Origin of the sequence: Kitasatospora sp. NPDC059327, from assembly GCF_042752535.1 — a bacterium.
Lineage (GTDB): Bacteria > Actinomycetota > Actinomycetes > Streptomycetales > Streptomycetaceae > Kitasatospora.
Window position 1 is genome coordinate 1 of the sequence record NZ_JBHYYB010000019.1, and the last position, 19,543, is coordinate 19,543.

A 19,543-nucleotide genomic window follows, 5' to 3' on the forward strand; every position below is an offset into this window, starting at 1 on the left:
TACGCGCCGGGCAACGCCTATCTGGACGCCCTGGCCCATCACCGGCGAGCCAAGGGCCTGCCCGCCACCGCGATCGCCTGGGGGCACTGGGACGGGGCCACCCCCGGGGCCGAGGGCCGGATCCGCCGCCACGGCGCCCAGGACCTCGACCCGGAGGCGGCGCTGGACGTCCTGCGGGGGATCCTCGACCACGACGACACCTCCGTCGCCGTTCTGCGCTGTGCCTGGGACGATCCGGCCTGGAGCGTGCCCCTGCTGGCCGAGCTCCGTGCGGTGCGGCGCGGTGCCGCCGCCCCCGGCCCGGTGGCCGTGACCGATCCGGACGGGTTCTCGGCCGACCTGGCCCGCCGGCTGGCGGAGCTGCCGGAGGCCGAGCGCGCCGGCGCGCTGCTGGAGCTGGTCCGGCCGGTGATCGCGACCGTCCTGCGGCACTCCTCGCCGGCGGCGATCGAGCCGGACCAGCCGTTCAAGGACCTCGGCTTCGACTCGCTGACCGCCGTCGAACTGCGCAACCGCCTACGGGCGGCGACCGGCCTGCGGCTGACCGCCACCCTGATCTACGACCATCCGACGCCGGCGGCGCTCGCCGACCACCTGTACGCCGAACTGGCACCGCGCCCGGACACCACGGTGGTGCCGATCCTGGCGGAACTGGACCGGCTGGCGGCGGTCCTGGCGGCCGCCGCCGTCGCGGGGGCCGAACGGCAGGCGGTCGGCGACCGCCTCCAGGACCTGCTGGCCGGCTGGCGCGCCACCGCGCCGGGTGCCGTCGCCGGCCCCGCCGACACCGTCACCGCCCTCGAAGCCGTGACCGACGACGAACTGATCGGACTCCTCGGCGACGAGTTCGGCATCTACCAGCCCGACGACTCCGCAGAGGGAAACGCTCATGAATGACGACCGGATGCGCTACTTCCTCAACCGGGTGACCGCCGAGCTGCGCGAGACCCGGGACCGCCTGCGGGAGGTGGAGGACAGCCGGCAGGAGCCGATCGCGATCGTCGGCATGGCCTGCCGGCTGCCCGGCGGGGTCACCTCGCCCGAGGGTCTCTGGGACCTGGTGGCGGCCGGGGCCGACGTGATCTCTGAGCTGCCGGTGAACCGGGGCTGGGACCTCACGGACTTCTACGACCCGGACCCGGACGTGCCGGGCCGCTCCTACGTCCGGGCCGGCGGGTTCCTCCACGACGCCGCCGACTTCGACGCGGGGTTCTTCGGGATCTCGCCGCGTGAGGCGTTGGCGATGGACCCGCAGCAGCGGCTGCTGCTGGAGACCGCCTGGGAGGCCTTCGAGCACGCGGGCATCGATCCGGTGTCGGTCCGCGGCACCGACACCGGGGTGTTCGCCGGGGTGGTCTACGGCGACTACGCACGGCGCGGTGCGAAGATCCCCGCGGATCTGGAGGGGCACGTCGGCACGGGCAGCGCCGCCAGCGTCGCCTCGGGCCGGATCTCCTACACCCTGGGCCTGGAGGGCCCGGCGGTGACGGTCGACACCGCCTGCTCCTCGTCGCTGGTCGCCCTGCACCTCGCCGTCCAGTCGTTGCGGTCGGGGGAGTGCTCGCTGGCACTGGCCGGCGGTGTGACGGTGATGCTCACGCCGGAGGAGTTCGTCCGCTTCTCCCGGCTGCGCGGCCTGTCGACCGACGGGCGTTGCCGGGCCTTCGGGGCGGGCGCGGACGGCTTCGGCATGGCCGAGGGGGTGGGCCTGCTGCTGGTCGAGCGGTTGTCGGACGCGCGCCGCAACGGCCATCAGGTGCTGGCCGTGGTGCGCGGTTCGGCGGTCAACCAGGACGGCCGGTCCAACGGACTGTCGGCGCCGAACGGCCCCTCCCAGCAGCGGGTGATCCGGCGGGCCCTGGCCGATGCCCGGCTGTCCGCCACCGAGGTCGACGTGGTCGAGGCGCACGGGACGGGGACCAGGCTCGGCGACCCGATCGAGGCGCAGGCCCTGCTGGCCACCTACGGCCGGGAGCGGTCGGACCAACAGCCCCTGTGGCTCGGCTCGTTGAAGTCCAACGTCGGCCATGCCCAGGGCGCGGCCGGCGTCTCCGGGGTGATCAAGATGGTGATGGCGATGCGGAAGGGGGTGCTGCCCAGGACGCTGCACGCCGAGGAGCCGTCCCCGCACATCGACTGGTCCTCGGGAGCGATCCGCCTGCTCACCGAGGCCCGGCCCTGGCCGGTGCTCGACCGTCCGCGCCGGGCCGGGGTCTCCTCGTTCGGCATGAGCGGGACCAACGCGCACGTCGTCCTCGAACAGGCGCCGGCCGCGTCGGAGCCCGAGGGGGACGAGGCCCCGGCGGCCCCCGCCCCGGCCGCCCCCGCTCCGGCTGCCCCGCCCGCCGTGGTGCCGTGGCTGCTGTCCGCGCGCAGCGCGCCCGCGCTGCGCGAGCAGGCCGTGCGCCTGCGGTCGGCCCTCCAGGACCGTCCGGCGTCCGAGCGCGCGTCCAGGCGCGTGCCCGACCCTGAGGCCGCCCCTGAGGCCGCCCGCGAGGCCGGCGCCGTGCTCGACCCGTCGGCGGTCGGGCACGCGCTGGCGACCACCCGGGCCGTCCTGGAGCACCGTGCGGTGCTGCTCGGCGCCGACCCGGACGAGCTGCTGCGCGGCCTCGCCGCCGTGGCCGAGGACGTGCCCGCGCCGGGTGTGGTCCGCGGCGTGGCGGCCGGTCCGGGCGTCGGTCGGACGGTGTTCGTCTTCCCCGGCCAGGGCGCGCAGTGGGTGGGCATGGCGGTCGAACTGGCGGAGGCCTCGGAGGTGTTCCGGGCTCGACTGGCGGAGTGTGCCGAGGCGTTGCGGCCCTTTGTCGACTGGGACCTCTTCGCCGCCTTGCGCGGCGGGCCGGACGCGCCGTCCCTGGAGCGGGTCGACGTGGTGCAGCCCGCGCTGTTCGCCGTGATGGTGTCGCTGGCCGAGCTGTGGCGCTCCTACGCTGTCGAGCCGGCCGCGGTGGTGGGCCACTCGCAGGGCGAGATCGCGGCGGCCTGCGTGGCGGGCGCGCTGTCGCTGCCGGACGCGGCCCGGGTGGTGGCCCTGCGCAGCCGGGCGCTGACCGCGCTGGCCGGGCGTGGGGGCATGGTGTCCGTTCCGCTGCCCGCCGACGATGTCCGCGAGCTGCTCACCCGCTGGCAGGACCGGATCCAGATCGCGGCGCTGAACGGCCCCGCCGGCACCGTGGTGGCCGGCGAACCGGCCGCGGTGGACGAGCTTCTGACGTATTGCCAGGAAGTGGACGTGCGGGCGCGGCGGATTCCGGTGGACTACGCCTCGCACACCTCGCAGGTCGAGCTGTTGCGCGCCGAGCTGCTGGAGGTGCTCGCGCCGATCGAGCCCGGCCCGGCGGCCGTGCCGTTCTACTCGACGGTGGACGAGCGGTGGCTGACCGGTGCCGAGCTCGACGCCGACTACTGGTACCGCAATCTGCGCCGGACCGTCGCCTTCGAACCCGCGACGCGGGCGCTGGCCGCGCAGGGCCACGGTGTCTTCGTGGAGATCGGCCCGCACCCGGTGCTGACCACGAGCGTGCAGGAGACCCTGGCCGCGGCCGGGAGCCAGGGCATCACGGTCGGCTCGCTGCGCCGTGACGACGGCGGACCCGCCCGGTTCCTGGCCTCGGTCGCCGAGGTGCACGTCCAGGGCCGCTCGGTGGACTGGACGGCGGCCTTCGGCGGCGTGCCCGCGCGGCGGGTGGAGCTGCCGACCTATCCGTTCCAGCGGCAGCGGTACTGGCTGAACGCCTCCGGGCTCGCGACCGGCGGGCTGACCGGCGCCGGTCTCGGTACGGCGGACCACCCCCTGCTCGGCGCGGTGATCGAGCCGGCCGACAGCGACGAAGTCCTGTTCACCAGCCGGCTCTCGTTGGACAGTCACCCCTGGCTGGCCGACCACGCGGTGGCGGGCACCGCCATCCTGCCGGGGACGGCCTTCGTCGAACTCGCCGTCCGGGCCGGTGACCAGGTGGGCTGCGAGCTGCTCGACGAGCTGGTGATCGAGCGGCCGTTGGTGCTGCCCGAGCGGGGCGGCCTCCAACTGCAGGTGCGGGTGGGTGCCGCGCAGCCGTCCGGGGTGCGGCAGGTCGGGGTCCACACCCGGCCGGAGCAGGGCGGCGACGGGCCGTGGAGCCGGCACGCCACCGCCCTGCTGGCCCCCTCCGCTCCGGCCCCGGAGCCTTCGGACGCCTTCGACGCCGGTGTGTGGCCGCCGCGGGGGGCCGTGGCCCTGGACACCGGGGGGCTGTACGAGCGGCTGGTGGCGGCGGGCTACCACTACGGGCCGGCCTTCCGCGGGCTGCGCGCCGCCTGGCGCCGGGGCGCGGAGGTGTTCGCCGAGGTCGGCCTGGACGAGGAGCAGTCGGCCGAGGCCGGCCGGTACGGTCTGCACCCGGCGCTGCTCGACGCCGCCCTGCACGCCACCTTCCTGGCCGACGCGGCCGACGCGGCCGGTGCAGCCGCCGCAACCGACGTAACCGCCGCAGCCGGTGCCACGGACGCGGACGCGGACGTCCCGGCGGACCAGGCCGCCGCGACCCCGGTCCCCGCCCGTCTCCCCTTCGCCTGGAACCAGGTGCGCGTCCACGCGGTGGGCGCCTCCTCCCTGCGGGTACGCCTGCGTCCGGAGGGGGCCGACCGGATGGCGCTGGCCGTCGCCGATCCGGCCGGCCGGCCGGTGGCGAGCGCGCGCTCGCTCGCGCTGCGTCCCGTCTCCGTCGAGGAGTTCGGCGGTGCCGGGGACACGACCGGGGACGCCCTGCACCGGATCGCCTGGGTGCCGGCGTCCGACCGGTCCGAGACCGCCGTTCCGGAGGCGTCGGACGTCACGGAGGCGGCCGTGGTGGTCGAGCACTTCCCCGCCCCCGGGGCCGACGAGGCCGACCCGGCGGAGGCGGTGCACCTGCTGGCCGGCCGGGCACTCGTGACCCTGCAGTCCTGGCTGGCCGACGAGCGGTCGGCGGACCGCCGGCTGGTCGTGGTGACCCGGTCCGCGGTCGCCGCCCGGCCCGGCGAGGCCGCCGACCCGGCCGGCGCGGCGGTCTGGGGCCTGGTCCGCTCCGCGCAGGCCGAGCATCCGGGGCGCTTCGCCCTGGTGGACACCGACGACCCGGCGGCCGTGCCGCTCCTGCCCCCGGCCGTGCTCGCCTCCCCGGAGCCCCAACTGGCGCTCCGGGGCGGCGAGCCGCTGGTGCCCAGGCTGGTGCGGGCGGCCGCGCCCGAGGGCGTCGCACCGGCTCCGCGGTTCGGTCCGGAGGGGACGGTGTTGATCACCGGGGGGACGGGCACGTTGGGGTCGTTGTTGGCGCGGCATCTGGTGCGGTCGTACGGGGTGCGGCGGTTGTTGTTGGTGGGTCGCGGTGGTCCGGCGGCCGAGGGTGCGGGTGCGTTGGAGGCCGAGCTGAGGGAGCTGGGCGCGGAGGTGACGATCGCCGCGTGCGACACCGCCGACCGGGACGCGCTGCGCACGCTGCTCGCCGGCCTGGAGCGTCCGCTGACCGGCGTGGTGCACGCCGCCGGGGTGCTGGACGACGGCCTGGTGGCCGGTCTGACACCGGAGCGGATGGCCGCGGTGCTGCGGCCGAAGATCGATGCCGCCCTCGTGCTGCACGACCTCACCGCCGACCAGGACCTCGCCGCCTTCGTCCTCTTCTCCTCCGCCGCGGGCGTGCTCGGCGGGGCCGGCCAGGGCGGCTACGCGGCGGCCAACGCGGCCCTGGACGCGCTCGCCGAGGCGCGTCGGGCGCAGGGCCTTCCGGCCGTGTCGCTGGCCTGGGGCCTGTGGGCCGAGGCCAGCGGTATGACGGGGCATCTGGACCGTGCCGACCACCGCCGGATCGCCCGGAGCGGAGTGCGGCCGTTCTCCACGGAGCAGGGGCTGGCGCTGTTCGACGCCGCGCTCGCGGCGGATGACGCCGTCCTGGTGCCGATGGCGCTCGACCTCGCCGGGCTCCGTGCGGCCGACGCTCCCGTCCCGGCCCTGCTGCGCGGCCTGGTGCGCCCGGGGCGGCGGGTCGCCCGGGCCGCCGAGGGCCGGGCGGACGGCACCCTGGCGGAGCGGCTCGCCGCCCGTCCGGTCGCCGAGCGCGGGCGGGCGCTGCTGGAGCTGGTCCGCTCGCACGCCGCGACGGTGCTCGGCCACAGCACCACCGCCGAGGTCGAACCGGTGCTCGCCTTCCGTGAGTTGGGCTTCGACTCGCTGACCGCCGTGGAGCTGCGCAACCGGCTCGCCGCGGCCTCCGGGCTGCGACTGCCGGCCACCCTGGTGTTCGACCACCCGACCCCCGCGGCGCTGGCCCAGTGGCTGGAGGCCGAGCTGTTCGGTGCGCCGGCGGACACCCGCGCGGCCACGGCCACGCGGGCGGCCGCCGTCGCGGTGCCGGACGAGCCCATCGCGATCGTCGGCATGTCCTGCCGCTTCCCCGGTGGCATCGACTCCCCGCAGGACCTCTGGGAGACGGTCGCGGCGGGCCGGGACGTGGTCGGGAGCTTCCCCGAGAACCGGGGCTGGGACCTGGACGCGCTGTTCGACCCCGACCCGGACCGCCCCGGCAAGAGCTATGTCGACGCGGGCGGGTTCCTGGCCGACCCCGGTGAGTTCGACGCGGAGTTCTTCGGGATCAGCCCGCGCGAGGCGCTCGCGATGGACCCGCAGCAGCGGCTGCTGCTGGAGGCCTCCTGGGAGGCGATCGAACAGGCGGGCATCGACCCGGCGTCCCTGCGGGGCAGCGACACCGGGGTGTTCGCGGGACTGCTGTACCACGAGTACGGCGCACTGCTCGAAGGAGCGGAGGGCGCCTCCGAGTTGGAGCCCTACGCGGGCACGGGGGGCGCGGGCAGCGTCGCGTCGGGCCGGATCTCCTACTCGCTCGGGCTGGAGGGCCCGGCCATCACCGTCGACACCGCCTGCTCGTCCGCCCTGGTGGCGGTGCACCTGGCGAGCCGTTCGCTGCGCTCCGGGGAGTGCTCGCTGGCGCTGGCCGGCGGGGTGACCGTGATGACCACGCCGGCCGCGTTCACCGGCTTCTCGCGGCAGCGCGGGCTGGCGGCCGACGGCCGGTGCAAGCCGTTCTCGGCCGCGGCCGACGGCACCGGCTGGTCCGAGGGGGTCGGCCTGCTGGTCCTGGAGCGGCTCTCCGACGCCCGCCGGCGCGGGCACCGGGTGCTCGCGGTGGTCCGGGGCAGCGCGGTCAACCAGGACGGTGCGAGCAACGGACTGTCGGCACCGAACGGGCCGGCGCAGCAGCGGGTGATCCGGCAGGCGCTGGCCAACGCGGGGCTCTCCGCCGACGCGGTCGACGCGGTGGAGGCGCACGGGACGGGGACCAGGCTGGGTGACCCGATCGAGGCGCAGGCGGTACTGGCGACCTACGGCCAGGGCCGGCCGCAGGACCGCCCGGTCTGGCTGGGCTCGGTGAAGTCGAACCTCGGCCACACCCAGGGGGCCGCCGGCGCCGCCGGAATGATCAAGATGATCCAGGCGATGCGGCACGGGGTGTTGCCGGCGACGTTGCACGTGGACGAGCCGTCGCCGCGGGTGGACTGGTCGGCGGGCGCGGTGGAGTTGTTGGCGCAGGCGCGGTCCTGGCCGGAGGTGGACCGGCCGCGTCGGGCGGGTGTGTCGTCGTTCGGGATCAGCGGGACCAACGCGCACGTGATCCTGGAGGAGGCGCCGGCGGTGGAGGTCCCGGTGTCGACCGGGGGCGGTGACGGGGTGCCGTGGCTGCTGTCGGGCGGTGACGAGGGGGCGTTGCGGGCGCAGGCGGGCCGGTTGGCGGCGCATCTGCGGGAGCGGCCGGCGTTGGGTGTGCGGGATGTCGGTCACGCGTTGGCGGTGACCCGGGCGGGTCTGGCGGAGCGGGCGGTGGTGCTGGGGGAGGACCGGGAGGCGTTGCTGCGCGGTCTGGACGCGCTCGCGCAGGGCCGGCCGGCCGCCGGAATCGTCCGCGCCCGGGCGAGCGCCGACGACCGGGTGGCGTTCGTCTTCCCCGGGCAGGGCTCGCAGTGGCTCGGCATGGGTGTGGAGCTGCTGGCGGAATCGGAGGTCTTCCGGGACCGGATGGCCGAGTGTGCCGAGGCGTTGCGGCCCTTCGTCGACTGGGACCTCGTCGACGTCCTGCGGGCCGTACCCGGCGCTCCGTCGCTGGACCGGATCGACGTGGTGCAGCCGGTGCTGTTCTCGGTGATGGTGTCGCTGGCGGCGCTCTGGCGCTCCTACGGGGTGGAGCCCTCGGCCGTGGTGGGGCATTCGCAGGGCGAGGTGGCGGCGGCCTGTGTGGCCGGTGTGCTGTCGCTGGCGGACGCGGCCCGGCTCGTCGCCCTGCGCAGCCGGGTCCTGACGGCCCTGGCGGGCCGGGGCGGCATGGTCGCGGCCTTCCTGCCGGAGGCGGAGGTGCGCGAGCGGCTGCGGGGTTGGGAGGGCCGGCTCTCGGTGGCGGCGGTGAACGGTCCGGGCACCGTGGTGGTGTCCGGGGATCTCGACGCGCTGGACGCCTTCGTGGCGGCCTGCGAGGCGGACGGCGTCCGCGCCCGTCAGGTCTCCGCCACCGCCACCCTGGCCTCGCACGGGCCGCAGATCGACCTGGTCCGGGAGGAGCTGGTCGAGGTGCTGGCGCCGGTGGTACCGGGGGCGGGCGTGATCCCGTTCTACTCCTCGGTGACCGGGCGGCGGATGGACGGTGAGGAGCTGGACGCCGCCTACTGGTACGCCAATCTGCGGCAGACGGTGGAGTTCGAGGCGGTCACCCGGGCGCTGCTCGACGACGACCACGCCGTGTTCGTCGAGGTCAGTCCGCACCCGGTGCTGACCACCGCCCTCCAGGACACGGTGGAGAGCGCCGGTCGCACCGCGACCGTGACGGGCACGCTGCGCCGTGACGACGGCGGAACGCCCCGGGTGCTGGCCTCGGTGGCCGGGCTCTGGACGGCCGGGCTGCCGGTGGACTGGAGCAGCGCCCTCGCCGGCGGGCACCCCGTCGACCTGCCCACCTACGCCTTCCAACGCCGCCGCTACTGGGTGCGGCCCGCCGTCGCCGACCACGGCGGCTCGGCCGTCGGACTCGGACTGGCCGACGCGGGGCACCCGCTGCTCGGCGCCGTGGTCGCGCCGGCCGGTGGAGACGGCCTGCTGCTCACCGGCCGGCTGTCGCGGCGCAGTCACCCCTGGCTCGCCGACCACGCGGTGGCGGGCACCGTCCTGCTGCCGGGCACGGCCTTCGTCGAACTGGCCGTCCGGGCCGGCGACGAGGTGGGCTGCCCGGTGGTCGAGGAGCTGGTCATCGAGGCACCGCTGCCGCTGCCGGACGGGGCGGCGATCGGCCTCCAGGTGGCGGTCGGCGACCGCGACGACACCGGACGGCGGACGGTGACCGTCCACGCCTGCCAGGGCGAGGGACAGCCGTGGACCCGGCACGCCGGCGGCCTGCTGGCCCCGGCCGAACCCGCCGGGGCGTCCGACGACCCCACCGGGGAAACGGACTTGGGCGTCTGGCCGCCGGAGGGCGCGGTCGCGGTGGACACGACGGGCTTCTACGAGCGCCTCGACGAGGCCGGGTACGGCTACGGACCGGCGTTCCGCGGGCTGCGGGCGCTCTGGCGGCGCGGGGCGGAGATCTTCGCCGAGGTCGGGCTCCCGGAGTCCGAACGGGCCGACGCCGGGCGCTACGCCCTGCACCCGGCCCTGCTGGACAGCGCCCTGCACGCCTGGGCGGTCCAGGGTGTCGGAAGGGCCGCCCGGCTCCCGTTCTCCTGGAGCCGGTACCGTCCGCACGCCTCGGGCGCCGCGGTGCTGCGGGTCCGGCTGGTGCCGACCGGTGAGGACTCGGTGGCGTTGCTGGTCGCCGACGAGGACGGCCGGCCGGTGGCCTCGGCGGAGTCGCTCCTGGTCCGGGAGATCCCGGGCGGCTCGCTCGGACAGCACCCGGTGGCCGGCGCCGACGCGCTCTTCGACGTGGTGTGGCGGGCACTGCCGCTCCCGGCCGGTCCGGCCGCGCGGACGGCGCGGCTCCTCGTCACCGCGCCCTCCGAAAGGGTCACTTCGCCCTCCGGCGCCGACCCGGCCCGGGATGCCCGGGACGCCGTCCAGCGGGTGCTGACCGAGCTCCGGGCCCGGCTGGCCGAAGCCCCCGCCGACACCGGCCCGTTGGCGGTGGTGACCCGGGGCGCCGTGGCCGCCCTCGCCGCGGACGGCGCGCCGGACCCGGTCGGCGCGGCCGTCCTGGGGCTGCTGCGCTCCGCGCAGGCCGAGCACCCCGGCCGGTTCGTCCTCGTCGACCTCGACGACGACTCCGCCGCGCCGGAGCTGGTGGACGCGGCCGCCACCACGGGCGAGCCCCAGATCGCGGTCCGGGCCGGCGCGTTGTACGCCCCCCGGCTCGTCCGGGCGGCGGCCCGGGGTGAACTGCCGGTGCCCGACGGGCCCGCCTGGCACCTGGCCACCGACGAGCCGGGCACGCTGGAGAACCTGGCGCTCACCCCGCACCCCGAGGCGCTCGCGCCGCTGGCCGCCGGAGAGCTGCGGATCGCCGTCCGCGCGGCCGGGCTGAACTTCCGTGACACCCTGGTCGCGCTGGGGATGTACCCGGACCCGGCGGCGTACCTGGGTGGCGAGGGCGCCGGCGTGGTGCTGGAGACCGGGCCGGGGGTCACCGGGTTCGCGCCCGGCGACCGCGTTCTCGGCATGCTGCCCAAGTCCTTCGGGCCGCTGGCGGTGGCCGATGCCCGGCTGGTCGCCCGGATGCCCGACGGGTGGTCGTTCGCCGAGGCGGCGGCCATGCCGGTGGCCTTCCTGACGGCCTACTACGCCCTGGTCGACCTGGCGGGCCTGCGGGCCGGTGAGTCGGTGCTGATCCACGCGGCCGCGGGCGGGGTCGGGACGGCCGCCGTCCAACTGGCCCGCCATCTGGGCGCCGAGGTCTACGGGACGGCCGGCCGGGGCAAGTGGGCGGCCCTGCGCGCGCTGGGGCTCGACGAGGACCGGATCGCCGACTCGCGGACCACCGGGTTCGAGCAGGCGTTCCTGGCGTCCAGCGGCGGGCGGGGTGTGGACGTCGTCCTCGACTGCCTCGCCGGGGAGTTCGTCGACGCCTCGCTGCGCCTGCTGCCGCGCGGCGGCCGGTTCGTCGAGCTGGGCAAGACGGACGTCCGCGCGGCCGGGGAGGTGGCCGCCGCGCACCCGGGCGTGACGTACCGGGCGTTCGACCTGGTGGAGGCCGCCGGGCCGGACCGGATCCGGGAGATGCTGGCCGAGCTGGTGGACCTCTTCGAGCAGGGCGTGCTGTCGCCGCTGCCGACCACCTGCTGGGACGTCCGCCGGGCACCCGAGGCCTTCCGTCAGCTGAGCCAGGCCCGGCTCATCGGCAAGGCCGTGCTGACCGTTCCCCGGCAGCTCGGTCCGGAGGGGACGGTGTTGATCACCGGGGGGACGGGCACGTTGGGGTCGTTGTTGGCGCGGCATCTGGTGCGGTCGTACGGGGTGCGGCGGTTGTTGCTGGTGGGTCGCGGTGGTCCGGCGGCCGAGGGTGCGGGTGCGTTGGAGGCCGAGCTGAGGGAGCTGGGCGCGGAGGTGACGATCGCCGCGTGCGACACCGCCGACCGGGACGCGCTGCGCACGCTGCTCGCCGGCGTCCACCCGCCGTTGAGCGGCGTCGTGCACACCGCGGGCGTCCTCGACGACGGTGTGGTGGACTCCCTGACCGCCGACCAGGTGGCCGCGGTGCTGCGGCCCAAGGCCGACGCGGCGCTCGCGCTGCACGACCTCACCGCCGGCGAGGACCTCGCCGCCTTCGTGCTCTACTCCTCGGCCGCCGGGGTGTTCGGCAGCCCCGGGCAGGGCAACTACGCGGCGGCCAACGCCTTCCTGGACGCGCTCGCCGCCCGGCGGCGGGCCGCCGGGCGGCCGGCCCTGTCGCTGGCCTGGGGGCTCTGGCAGCCCCGCAGCGGGATGACCGGGCACCTCGGCGCGAGCGACCACGGCCGACTGGCCAGGAGCGGCGCCGTCGGGATGACGCCGGAGCAGGGCCTGGCGCTCTTCGACGCGGCCGTGCGGCTGGACCGGTCGACGCTGGTGGCCGCGCCGCTCGACCTGGCCGGTCTGCGCGGTCGGGGCGAGGACGTCGCCCCGCTGCTGCGCGAGCTGGTCACCCCGGTGCGGCGGACGGTCCGCGGCGACCGGGCGGCGGACGAGTCGCTGCTCGTGCGGTTGACCCGGCTGCCGGCCGCCGAGCGCGCCCGCGTCCTGCTCCGGGCGGTCCGGGGCCACGCCGCCACCGTGCTCGGCCACGACGGAGCGGACCTGGTGGGGGCGGACCGCCCGTTCAAGGACCTGGGGTTCGACTCGCTGACCGCCGTCGAGCTGCGCAACCGGCTGAACACGGCGACCGGGCTGCGGCTGCCCGCCACCGTCGTCTTCGAGAGCCCCAGCGCGCGCGAACTCGCCGAGCGGGTACGGCAGGAGCTCTTCCCCGGTGGCACCGACACCGGCACCGACCCCGGCGCCGACGCGGGGGCGGCGACCCCGGGCGCCGCCGGCAGCGGAGGGTCCGGGCCCGGTGAGGAGGAGATCCGCCGGACCCTCGCCGCGCTGCCGGTCGACCGGTTGCGCGAACTCGGCCTGCTCGACGTGCTGTTGGGCCTCGCCGACGCGTCGGACCGGTCCGCCCCGGCCGCCCGGCCCGACCTGCCGGCGCCCGCGTCCCCGTCCCCGTCCCCGTCCCCGGCGCCCGCGACGGCGGACGAGGAGCTCGACCGGCTCGACGGCATGGACGCCGACGACCTGATCGCCCGCGCCTTCGGCAGCGCGACATGACCGCGCGATCCCGCTGCGGCGCCGGCCGGCCCGCCCGGCCGACCGGCGCCGCGGCGGCCGCCCGACCCGGAACCCGCCAGTGGAGGAAAGATGCCTGAGACCCAGGACCGTCTGGTCGAAGCCCTGCGGCTCTCGCTGAAGGAGAACGAGCTGCTGCGCCGGCAGAACGCCGAACTCGCCGACAGCACGCCCGAGCCGATCGCCATCGTGGGCATGGCCTGCCGGCTGCCCGGCGGGGTGCGTACACCGCAGGACCTCTGGACGCTGCTGACCGACCGCGCGGACGTGATCGCCGACCTGCCCCGGGACCGGGGCTGGGACATCGACGGCCACTACGACCCCGACCCGGACGTGCCCGGCACCTTCTACGTACGGCAGGGCGGATTCCTGGACGAGGTCGCGGACTTCGACGCGGAGTTCTTCGGGATCAGCCCGCGCGAGGCACTCGGGATGGACCCGCAGCAGCGGTTGCTGCTGGAGACGTCCTGGGAGGCCGTCGAGGCGGCGGGCATCGACCCGCACACGCTGCGCGGCACCCGCACCGGAGTCTTCGCGGGCCTGGGCTACCACGACTACGGCACCCGGTTGAGCCGGGTCCCGGAGGGGTTGGAGGGTTACCTGGGCAACGGGCGGTCGGGCAGTGTCGCCTCCGGCCGGGTCTCCTACACGCTCGGACTGGAGGGGCCGGCCGTCACGGTGGACACGGCCTGCTCGTCCTCGCTGGTCGCGTTGCACCTCGCGGCCCGGTCGCTCCGCGAGGGCGAGTGCGATCTCGCCCTCGCCGGCGGCGTGACGGTGATGTCCACCATGGACGGCATCCTGGAGCTCGCCCGGCAACGCGCCCTGGCCCGCGACGGCCGCTCCAAGGCCTTCGGCGCCGGCGCCGACGGGATGAGCATGGCCGAGGGGGTCGGCCTGCTGCTGGTGGAGCGGCTCTCCGACGCCCGCCGCCACGGGCACCCGGTGCTCGCGCTCCTCCGGGGCAGCGCGGTCAACCAGGACGGCCGGTCGAACGGTCTGACCGCGCCGAACGGTGCCGCGCAGCGCCGGGTGATCCGGCAGGCGCTGGCCGAGGCACGGCTGACGGCCGACCAGGTCGACCTGCTGGAGGCGCACGGCACCGGTACGGCGCTGGGCGATCCGATCGAGGCCGTCGAGCTGCTGGCGACCTACGGCCAGGGCCGGCCGCGGGACCGCCCGGCCTGGCTGGGTTCGGTGAAGTCGAACCTCGGCCACACCCAGTTCGCGGCCGGTGTCGCGGGGGTCATCAAGACCGTGCTCGCGATGCGGCACGGGGTGTTGCCGGCGACGTTGCACGTGGACGAGCCGTCGCCGCGGGTGGACTGGTCGGCGGGCGCGGTGGAGTTGTTGACGCAGGCGCGGCCGTGGCCGCAGACGGGGCGGCCGAGGCGTTCGGCGGTGTCGTCGTTCGGGATCAGCGGGACGAACGCGCACGTGGTGCTGGAGGAGGCGCCGGCGGTGGAGGTCCCGGTGTCGGCCGGGGGCGGTGACGGGGTGCCGTGGCTGCTGTCGGGCGGTGACGAGGGGGCGTTGCGGGCGCAGGCGGGCCGGTTGGCGGCGCATCTGCGGGAGCGGCCGGCGTTGGGTGTGCGGGATGTCGGTCACGCGTTGGCGGTGACCCGGGCGGGCCTGGCGGAGCGGGCGGTGGTGCTGGGGGAGGACCGGGAGGCGTTGCTGCGCGGTCTGGACGCGCTCGCGCAGGGCCGGCCCGCCGCCGGAATCGTCCGCTCCGCCGTGACCTCGCACGACGGCACCGTCTTCGTCTTCCCCGGGCAGGGCTCGCAGTGGCTCGGCATGGGTGTGGAGCTGCTGGCGGAGTCGGAGGTCTTCCGGGACCGGATGACGGAGTGCGCCCAGGCCTTGAGGCCTCACCTCGACTGGGATCCCCTGGACGTCCTGCGGGCCGTTCCGGGGGCTCCGTCGCTGGACCGGATCGACGTGGTGCAACCGGTGCTGTTCTCGGTGATGGTGTCGCTGGCGGCGCTCTGGCGCTCCTACGGGGTGGAGCCCTCGGCGGTGGTGGGGCATTCGCAGGGCGAGGTGGCGGCGGCCTGTGTGGCCGGTGTGCTGTCGCTGGCGGACGCGGCCCGGCTCGTCGCCCTGCGCAGCCGTGCGCTCGCCGCGCTGATCGGCCGCGGTGGGCTGGCTCCGGTGTTCCTCCCGGAGGCGGAGGTGCGCGAGCGGCTGCGGGGTTGGGAGGGTCGGCTCTCGGTGGCGGCGGTGAACGGTCCGGGCACCGTGGTGGTGTCCGGGGATCTCGACGCGCTGGACGCCTTCGTGGCCGGCTGTGAGGCGGACGGCGTCCGGGTCCGCCGGGTTCAGGCGGGTGTCGCCTCGCACGGGCCGCAGATCGACCTGGTCCGGGAGGAGCTGGTCGAGGTGTTGGCGCCGGTGGTACCGGGGGCGGGCGTGATCCCGTTCTACTCCTCGGTGACCGGGCGGCGGATGGACGGTGAGGAGCTGGACGCCGCCTACTGGTACGCCAATCTGCGGCAGACGGTGGAGTTCGAGGCGGTCACCCGGGCGCTGCTCGACGACGACCACGCCGTGTTCGTCGAGGTCAGTCCGCACCCGGTGCTGACCACCGCCCTCCAGGACACGGTGGAGAGCGCCGGTCGCACCGCGACCGTGACGGGCACGCTGCGCCGTGACGACGGCGGAACGCCCCGGGTGCTGGCCTCGGTGGCGGGGCTCTGGACGGCCGGGCTGCCGGTGGACTGGAGCAGCGCCCTCGCCGGCGGGTACCCCGTCGACCTGCCCACCTACGCCTTCCAACGCCGCCGCTACTGGCTGGACGCCCCGGCGCAGGACGAGCGGCCGGAGGACGGCCCGGAGAGCGGCGAACGGCCCCTCGCGGACCAGTCGTTCTGGACGGCCGTCGAGCAGGGCGACATCGAGGCACTGGCCGGCGTGCTGGGCGTCGGCCCGGAGCGGGGAGCGGCCGCCGACGCCCTGGCGCCCGCCCTGCCGGTGCTCGCCGCCTGGCGGCAGCGGCAGCGGACGCGGTCCGTCGTGGACGGCTGGCGCTACGTGGTCGACTGGCAGGCGCTGCCGGAGCCGACCGCGCCGTCCCTGAGCGGGACCTGGCTGATGGCGACTCCCGCCGGACACCCCGGCGACCCCGGACACCCCGGCGACCCCTGGGCCGTCGAGGCCGAACGGACCCTCACCGGGTACGGCGCCCGAGTGCTGCGGATCGAGCTCGACCCGGCCGACGACCGCGCCCGGGTGGCCGGGCGGCTGCGTGAACTCACCATCGGAGAAACGCCCTTGGCAGGTGTGCTGGCGCTGCCGGCAGCGGCCGGGCAGCCGCACCCCGACCACCCCGCGCTGTCGGTCGGCCTGGCCCTCACCCTCACCCTGGTGCAGGCCCTCGGCGACGCGGGCGTCGGGGCCCCGCTCTGGTGCGCGACCCGCGGCGCGGTCTCGGTCGACGGGGACGATCCGCTCGACCGTCCCGACCAGGCCGCCCTCTGGGGTCTCGGCCGGACGGTCGCCCTGGAGCACCCCGACCGCTGGGGCGGTCTGGTCGACCTGCCGGAGGAACCGGACGACCGGGCGCGCGCCCGACTCTGCGGCGCGCTCGCCGGGATCGACGACGAGGACCAGCTGGCCGTGCGGGCCGGCGGCCTGTACGCGCGCCGGCTGGTCCGCGCGGCCGTCGGGTCCGACCCGGCCCCCGGTACGGAGAGCGGCCCCGCCGGCTGGCGGCCGCGCGGCACCGTGCTGCTCACCGGCGCCACCGGGGCGGTGGGCCCCTACCTCGCCCGCTGGCTGGCCCGTAACGGGGCCGAGCACCTGGTGCTCACCAGCCGCTCCGGTGCCACCGGTCCGGAGACGGCCGCGCTCCAGGAGGAACTCGCGGCCACCGGAACGAGGGTGACGATCGTGGCCTGCGACGTCGCGGACCGATCCGCGCTGGCCGCGCTGGTGGCCCGGCTGGCGGCGGACGGTACGCCGGTGCGCGCCGTCGTGCACGCCGCCGCCTTCATCCGCCTGAGTTCGCTGGACGCCACCACACCGGCGGAGTTCGCCGAGGTGCTCGCCGCCAAGGCGGACGGCGCCCGCCACCTCGACCGGATCTTCGACCCGGGGGACCGGGAGAGCCGCGACGCCCGGGAGAGCCGCGACGCCCTGGACGACCTGGACGCCTTCGTGCTGTTCTCGTCCGTCGCCGGAGTGTGGGGCAGCGGAGACCACGGCGCCTACGCGGCGGCCAACGCCTACCTGGACGCCCTCGCGCAGCAGCGCCGGGCCCGGGGCCTGCGGGCGACCTCGGTGGCCTGGGGGCTGTGGAACACGCCGGACCGCTGGGGCGCCGAGGGCCCCGCCAAGGAGGCGGAGAGCCGGCTGTTCCGGCAGGGGCTGCCCCTGATGGACCCCGAACCGGCCGTCGCCGCCCTCCAGCAGATCCTCGACCGCGACGAGACCGTCGTCGCCGTGGTCGACGTGGCCTGGGACCGCTTCGTCCCGGCCTTCGCCTCGGCCCGGCCGCGCCCGCTCCTGGACGCGCTGCCCGAAGCCCGCCGAGGCCGCCGGAGCGAGCGGCACGAGCAGGGGCAGGGGCAGGCGGCGGACGTGCTCGCGCAGTGGCGCGGTCGCCTGGCGGGCCGTCCGGCGGAGGCCGACCGGGAGCTGCTGGAGCTGGTCACCGGGACGGTGGCGGCGGTGCTCGGCCACACCTCGCCCGAGGCGATCGCGACCGGGCGGCCCTTCCGTGACCTCGGCTTCGAGTCGCTGGCCTCGGTCGACCTGCGCAACCGGCTGAACACCGCGACCGGTCTGCGGCTGCCGACCACCGTGGTCTTCGACCACCCGACGGTGCTCGCGCTCGCCGGCCGGCTCCGGACCGAGATCCTGGGGGAGTCGCCCCGGCCGGTCGAGCGGCCGGCGGCGGCCGCCGCCGGCGAGGACGACCCGGTCGCGATCGTGGCGATGAGCTGCCGCCTGCCGGGCGGCGTCCGTACGCCCGAGGACCTGTGGCGGCTGGTGGACGCCGGTACGGACGCGGTCTCCGGCCTGCCCACCGGGCGCGGCTGGGACCTCGCGGGCCTCTACCACCCGGAGTCGGGCCGCGCCGACACCACCTGCACCCGGGAGGGCGGATTCCTGCACGACGCCGCCGAGTTCGACGCCGGGTTCTTCGACATCGGCCCGAGCGAGGCCCTGGCGATGGACCCGCAGCAGCGGCTGCTGCTGGAGGCCTCCTGGGAGGCCGCCGAGCGCGCGGGCATCGACCCGCACACCCTGCGCGGCAGCCGGACCGGTGTCTACATCGGCTCCCGCTACCAGGGGTACGGCGCCCAGGCCGAGGTCACCGACGACCTGAAGGCGCATCTCGGCCTCGGAGACGTGATCAGCATCCTGTCCGGCCGGGTCTCCTACGCCCTCGGCCTGGAGGGCCCCGCGGTCACCGTCGACACGGCGTGCTCGTCCTCGATGGTGGCCCTGCACCTGGCGGCCCAGGCACTGCGCCAGGGTGACTGCTCGCTCGCCCTGGCGGGCGGGGTGACGGTGATGTCCTACCCCTCAGAGCTGGTCGGGCTGAGCCGGTTGGGCGAGCTGTCGGCGGACGGCCGCTGCAAGTCCTTCTCGGCCGACGCGGACGGCATGGGGATGGCCGAGGGGGTCGCCGTCGTGCTGCTGGAGCGCCTGTCGGACGCGCGCCGCCACGGGCACCCCGTGCTGGCGCTGGTCCGCGGTTCGGCCGTCAACCAGGACGGCGCGAGCAACGGACTGACCGCGCCCAACGGGGCGGCCCAGCAGCGGGTGATCCAGCAGGCACTGGCGAACGCCCGGCTGACGCCGGATCAGGTGGACGCGGTGGAGGCGCACGGGACGGGCACGGCGCTGGGCGATCCGATCGAGGCCACCGCGCTGCTGGCCGCCTACGGGGCCGGCCGGTCGCCGGAGCGGCCGCTGTGGCTGGGCACCGTGAAGTCCAACATCGGCCACACCCAGTCGGCCTCCGGGGTGGCCGGAGTGATCAAGACGGTGCTGGCCATGCGGCACGGCGTGCTGCCCAGGACCCTGCACGCCGGGCAGCCGTCGCCGCGGGTGGACTGGTCGGCCGGGGAGGTCAGGCTGCTGACCGAGGCGCGGCCGTGGCCGGAGACCGGTCGGCCGAGGCGGGCCGGGGTGTCCTCGTTCGGTATGAGCGGCACCAACACGCACGTCGTCCTGGAGCACGTCCCCGAGGTCGCGCCGCCCGTCGAGGCCACCGGGCCCGCCGGCCCGGACGGCGGGCCGCTGCCCTGGGTGCTGTCCGGGCGCAGCGCGGCCGCGGTGGCCGCGCAGGCGGAGCGCCTCGCGGACTTCGTGGCGTCCCGGACCGAGCTGTCCGCCCGGGACGTCGCCTTCTCGCTGGCCACCGGCCGGGCGGGCCTGGAGCACCGCGCGGTGGTGCTCGCCGCCGACCGGGAGGGGTTCCTCTCCGGTCTGAAGGCCCTGGCCGAGGGGGTGCCGGCCGACAACGTGATCACGGCCGGGACCGTGATCACAGCCGGCGGGGGAGCGGCCCGGCCGGCCGGGACGGTGGAGGAGCTCGCCCGCGCGTGGGTGGGCGGGCAGGCGGTCGACTGGCACCCCGTCCTCGCGGGCGGGCGGCGGGTGGACCTGCCCACCTACGCCTTCCAGCGGCAGGCCTTCTGGCTGTCGCGCTGACCTGCCGGGCCCGCGGGGGCCGGTCCGGGCGGGAACACCGCCCGGACCGGCCCGCCCCGGGCGGGC

The 19,543-nt window shown here is 76.5% G+C and carries 3 protein-coding genes; all 3 read left to right on the top strand.

Annotated features, from left to right (window positions below):
• Window positions 1-897, top strand: an 897-nt coding sequence (locus ACFXHB_RS14265) for a phosphopantetheine-binding protein (protein ID WP_380574391.1), incomplete at its 5' end; no start/stop codon positions are given.
• 7 nt (window positions 898-904) lie between these two features.
• Window positions 905-12,793, top strand: a complete 11,889-nt coding sequence (locus tag ACFXHB_RS14270) for an SDR family NAD(P)-dependent oxidoreductase (protein ID WP_380574516.1) — start codon at window positions 905-907, stop codon at window positions 12,791-12,793.
• Between the two features lie 135 nt (window positions 12,794-12,928).
• The gene (locus tag ACFXHB_RS14275) at window positions 12,929-19,477 is read left to right on the top strand and encodes a type I polyketide synthase (RefSeq protein ID WP_380574517.1); all 6,549 of its coding nucleotides are present in this window, start codon (window positions 12,929-12,931) and stop codon (window positions 19,475-19,477) included.
• Window positions 19,478-19,543: the final 66 nt, after the last annotated feature.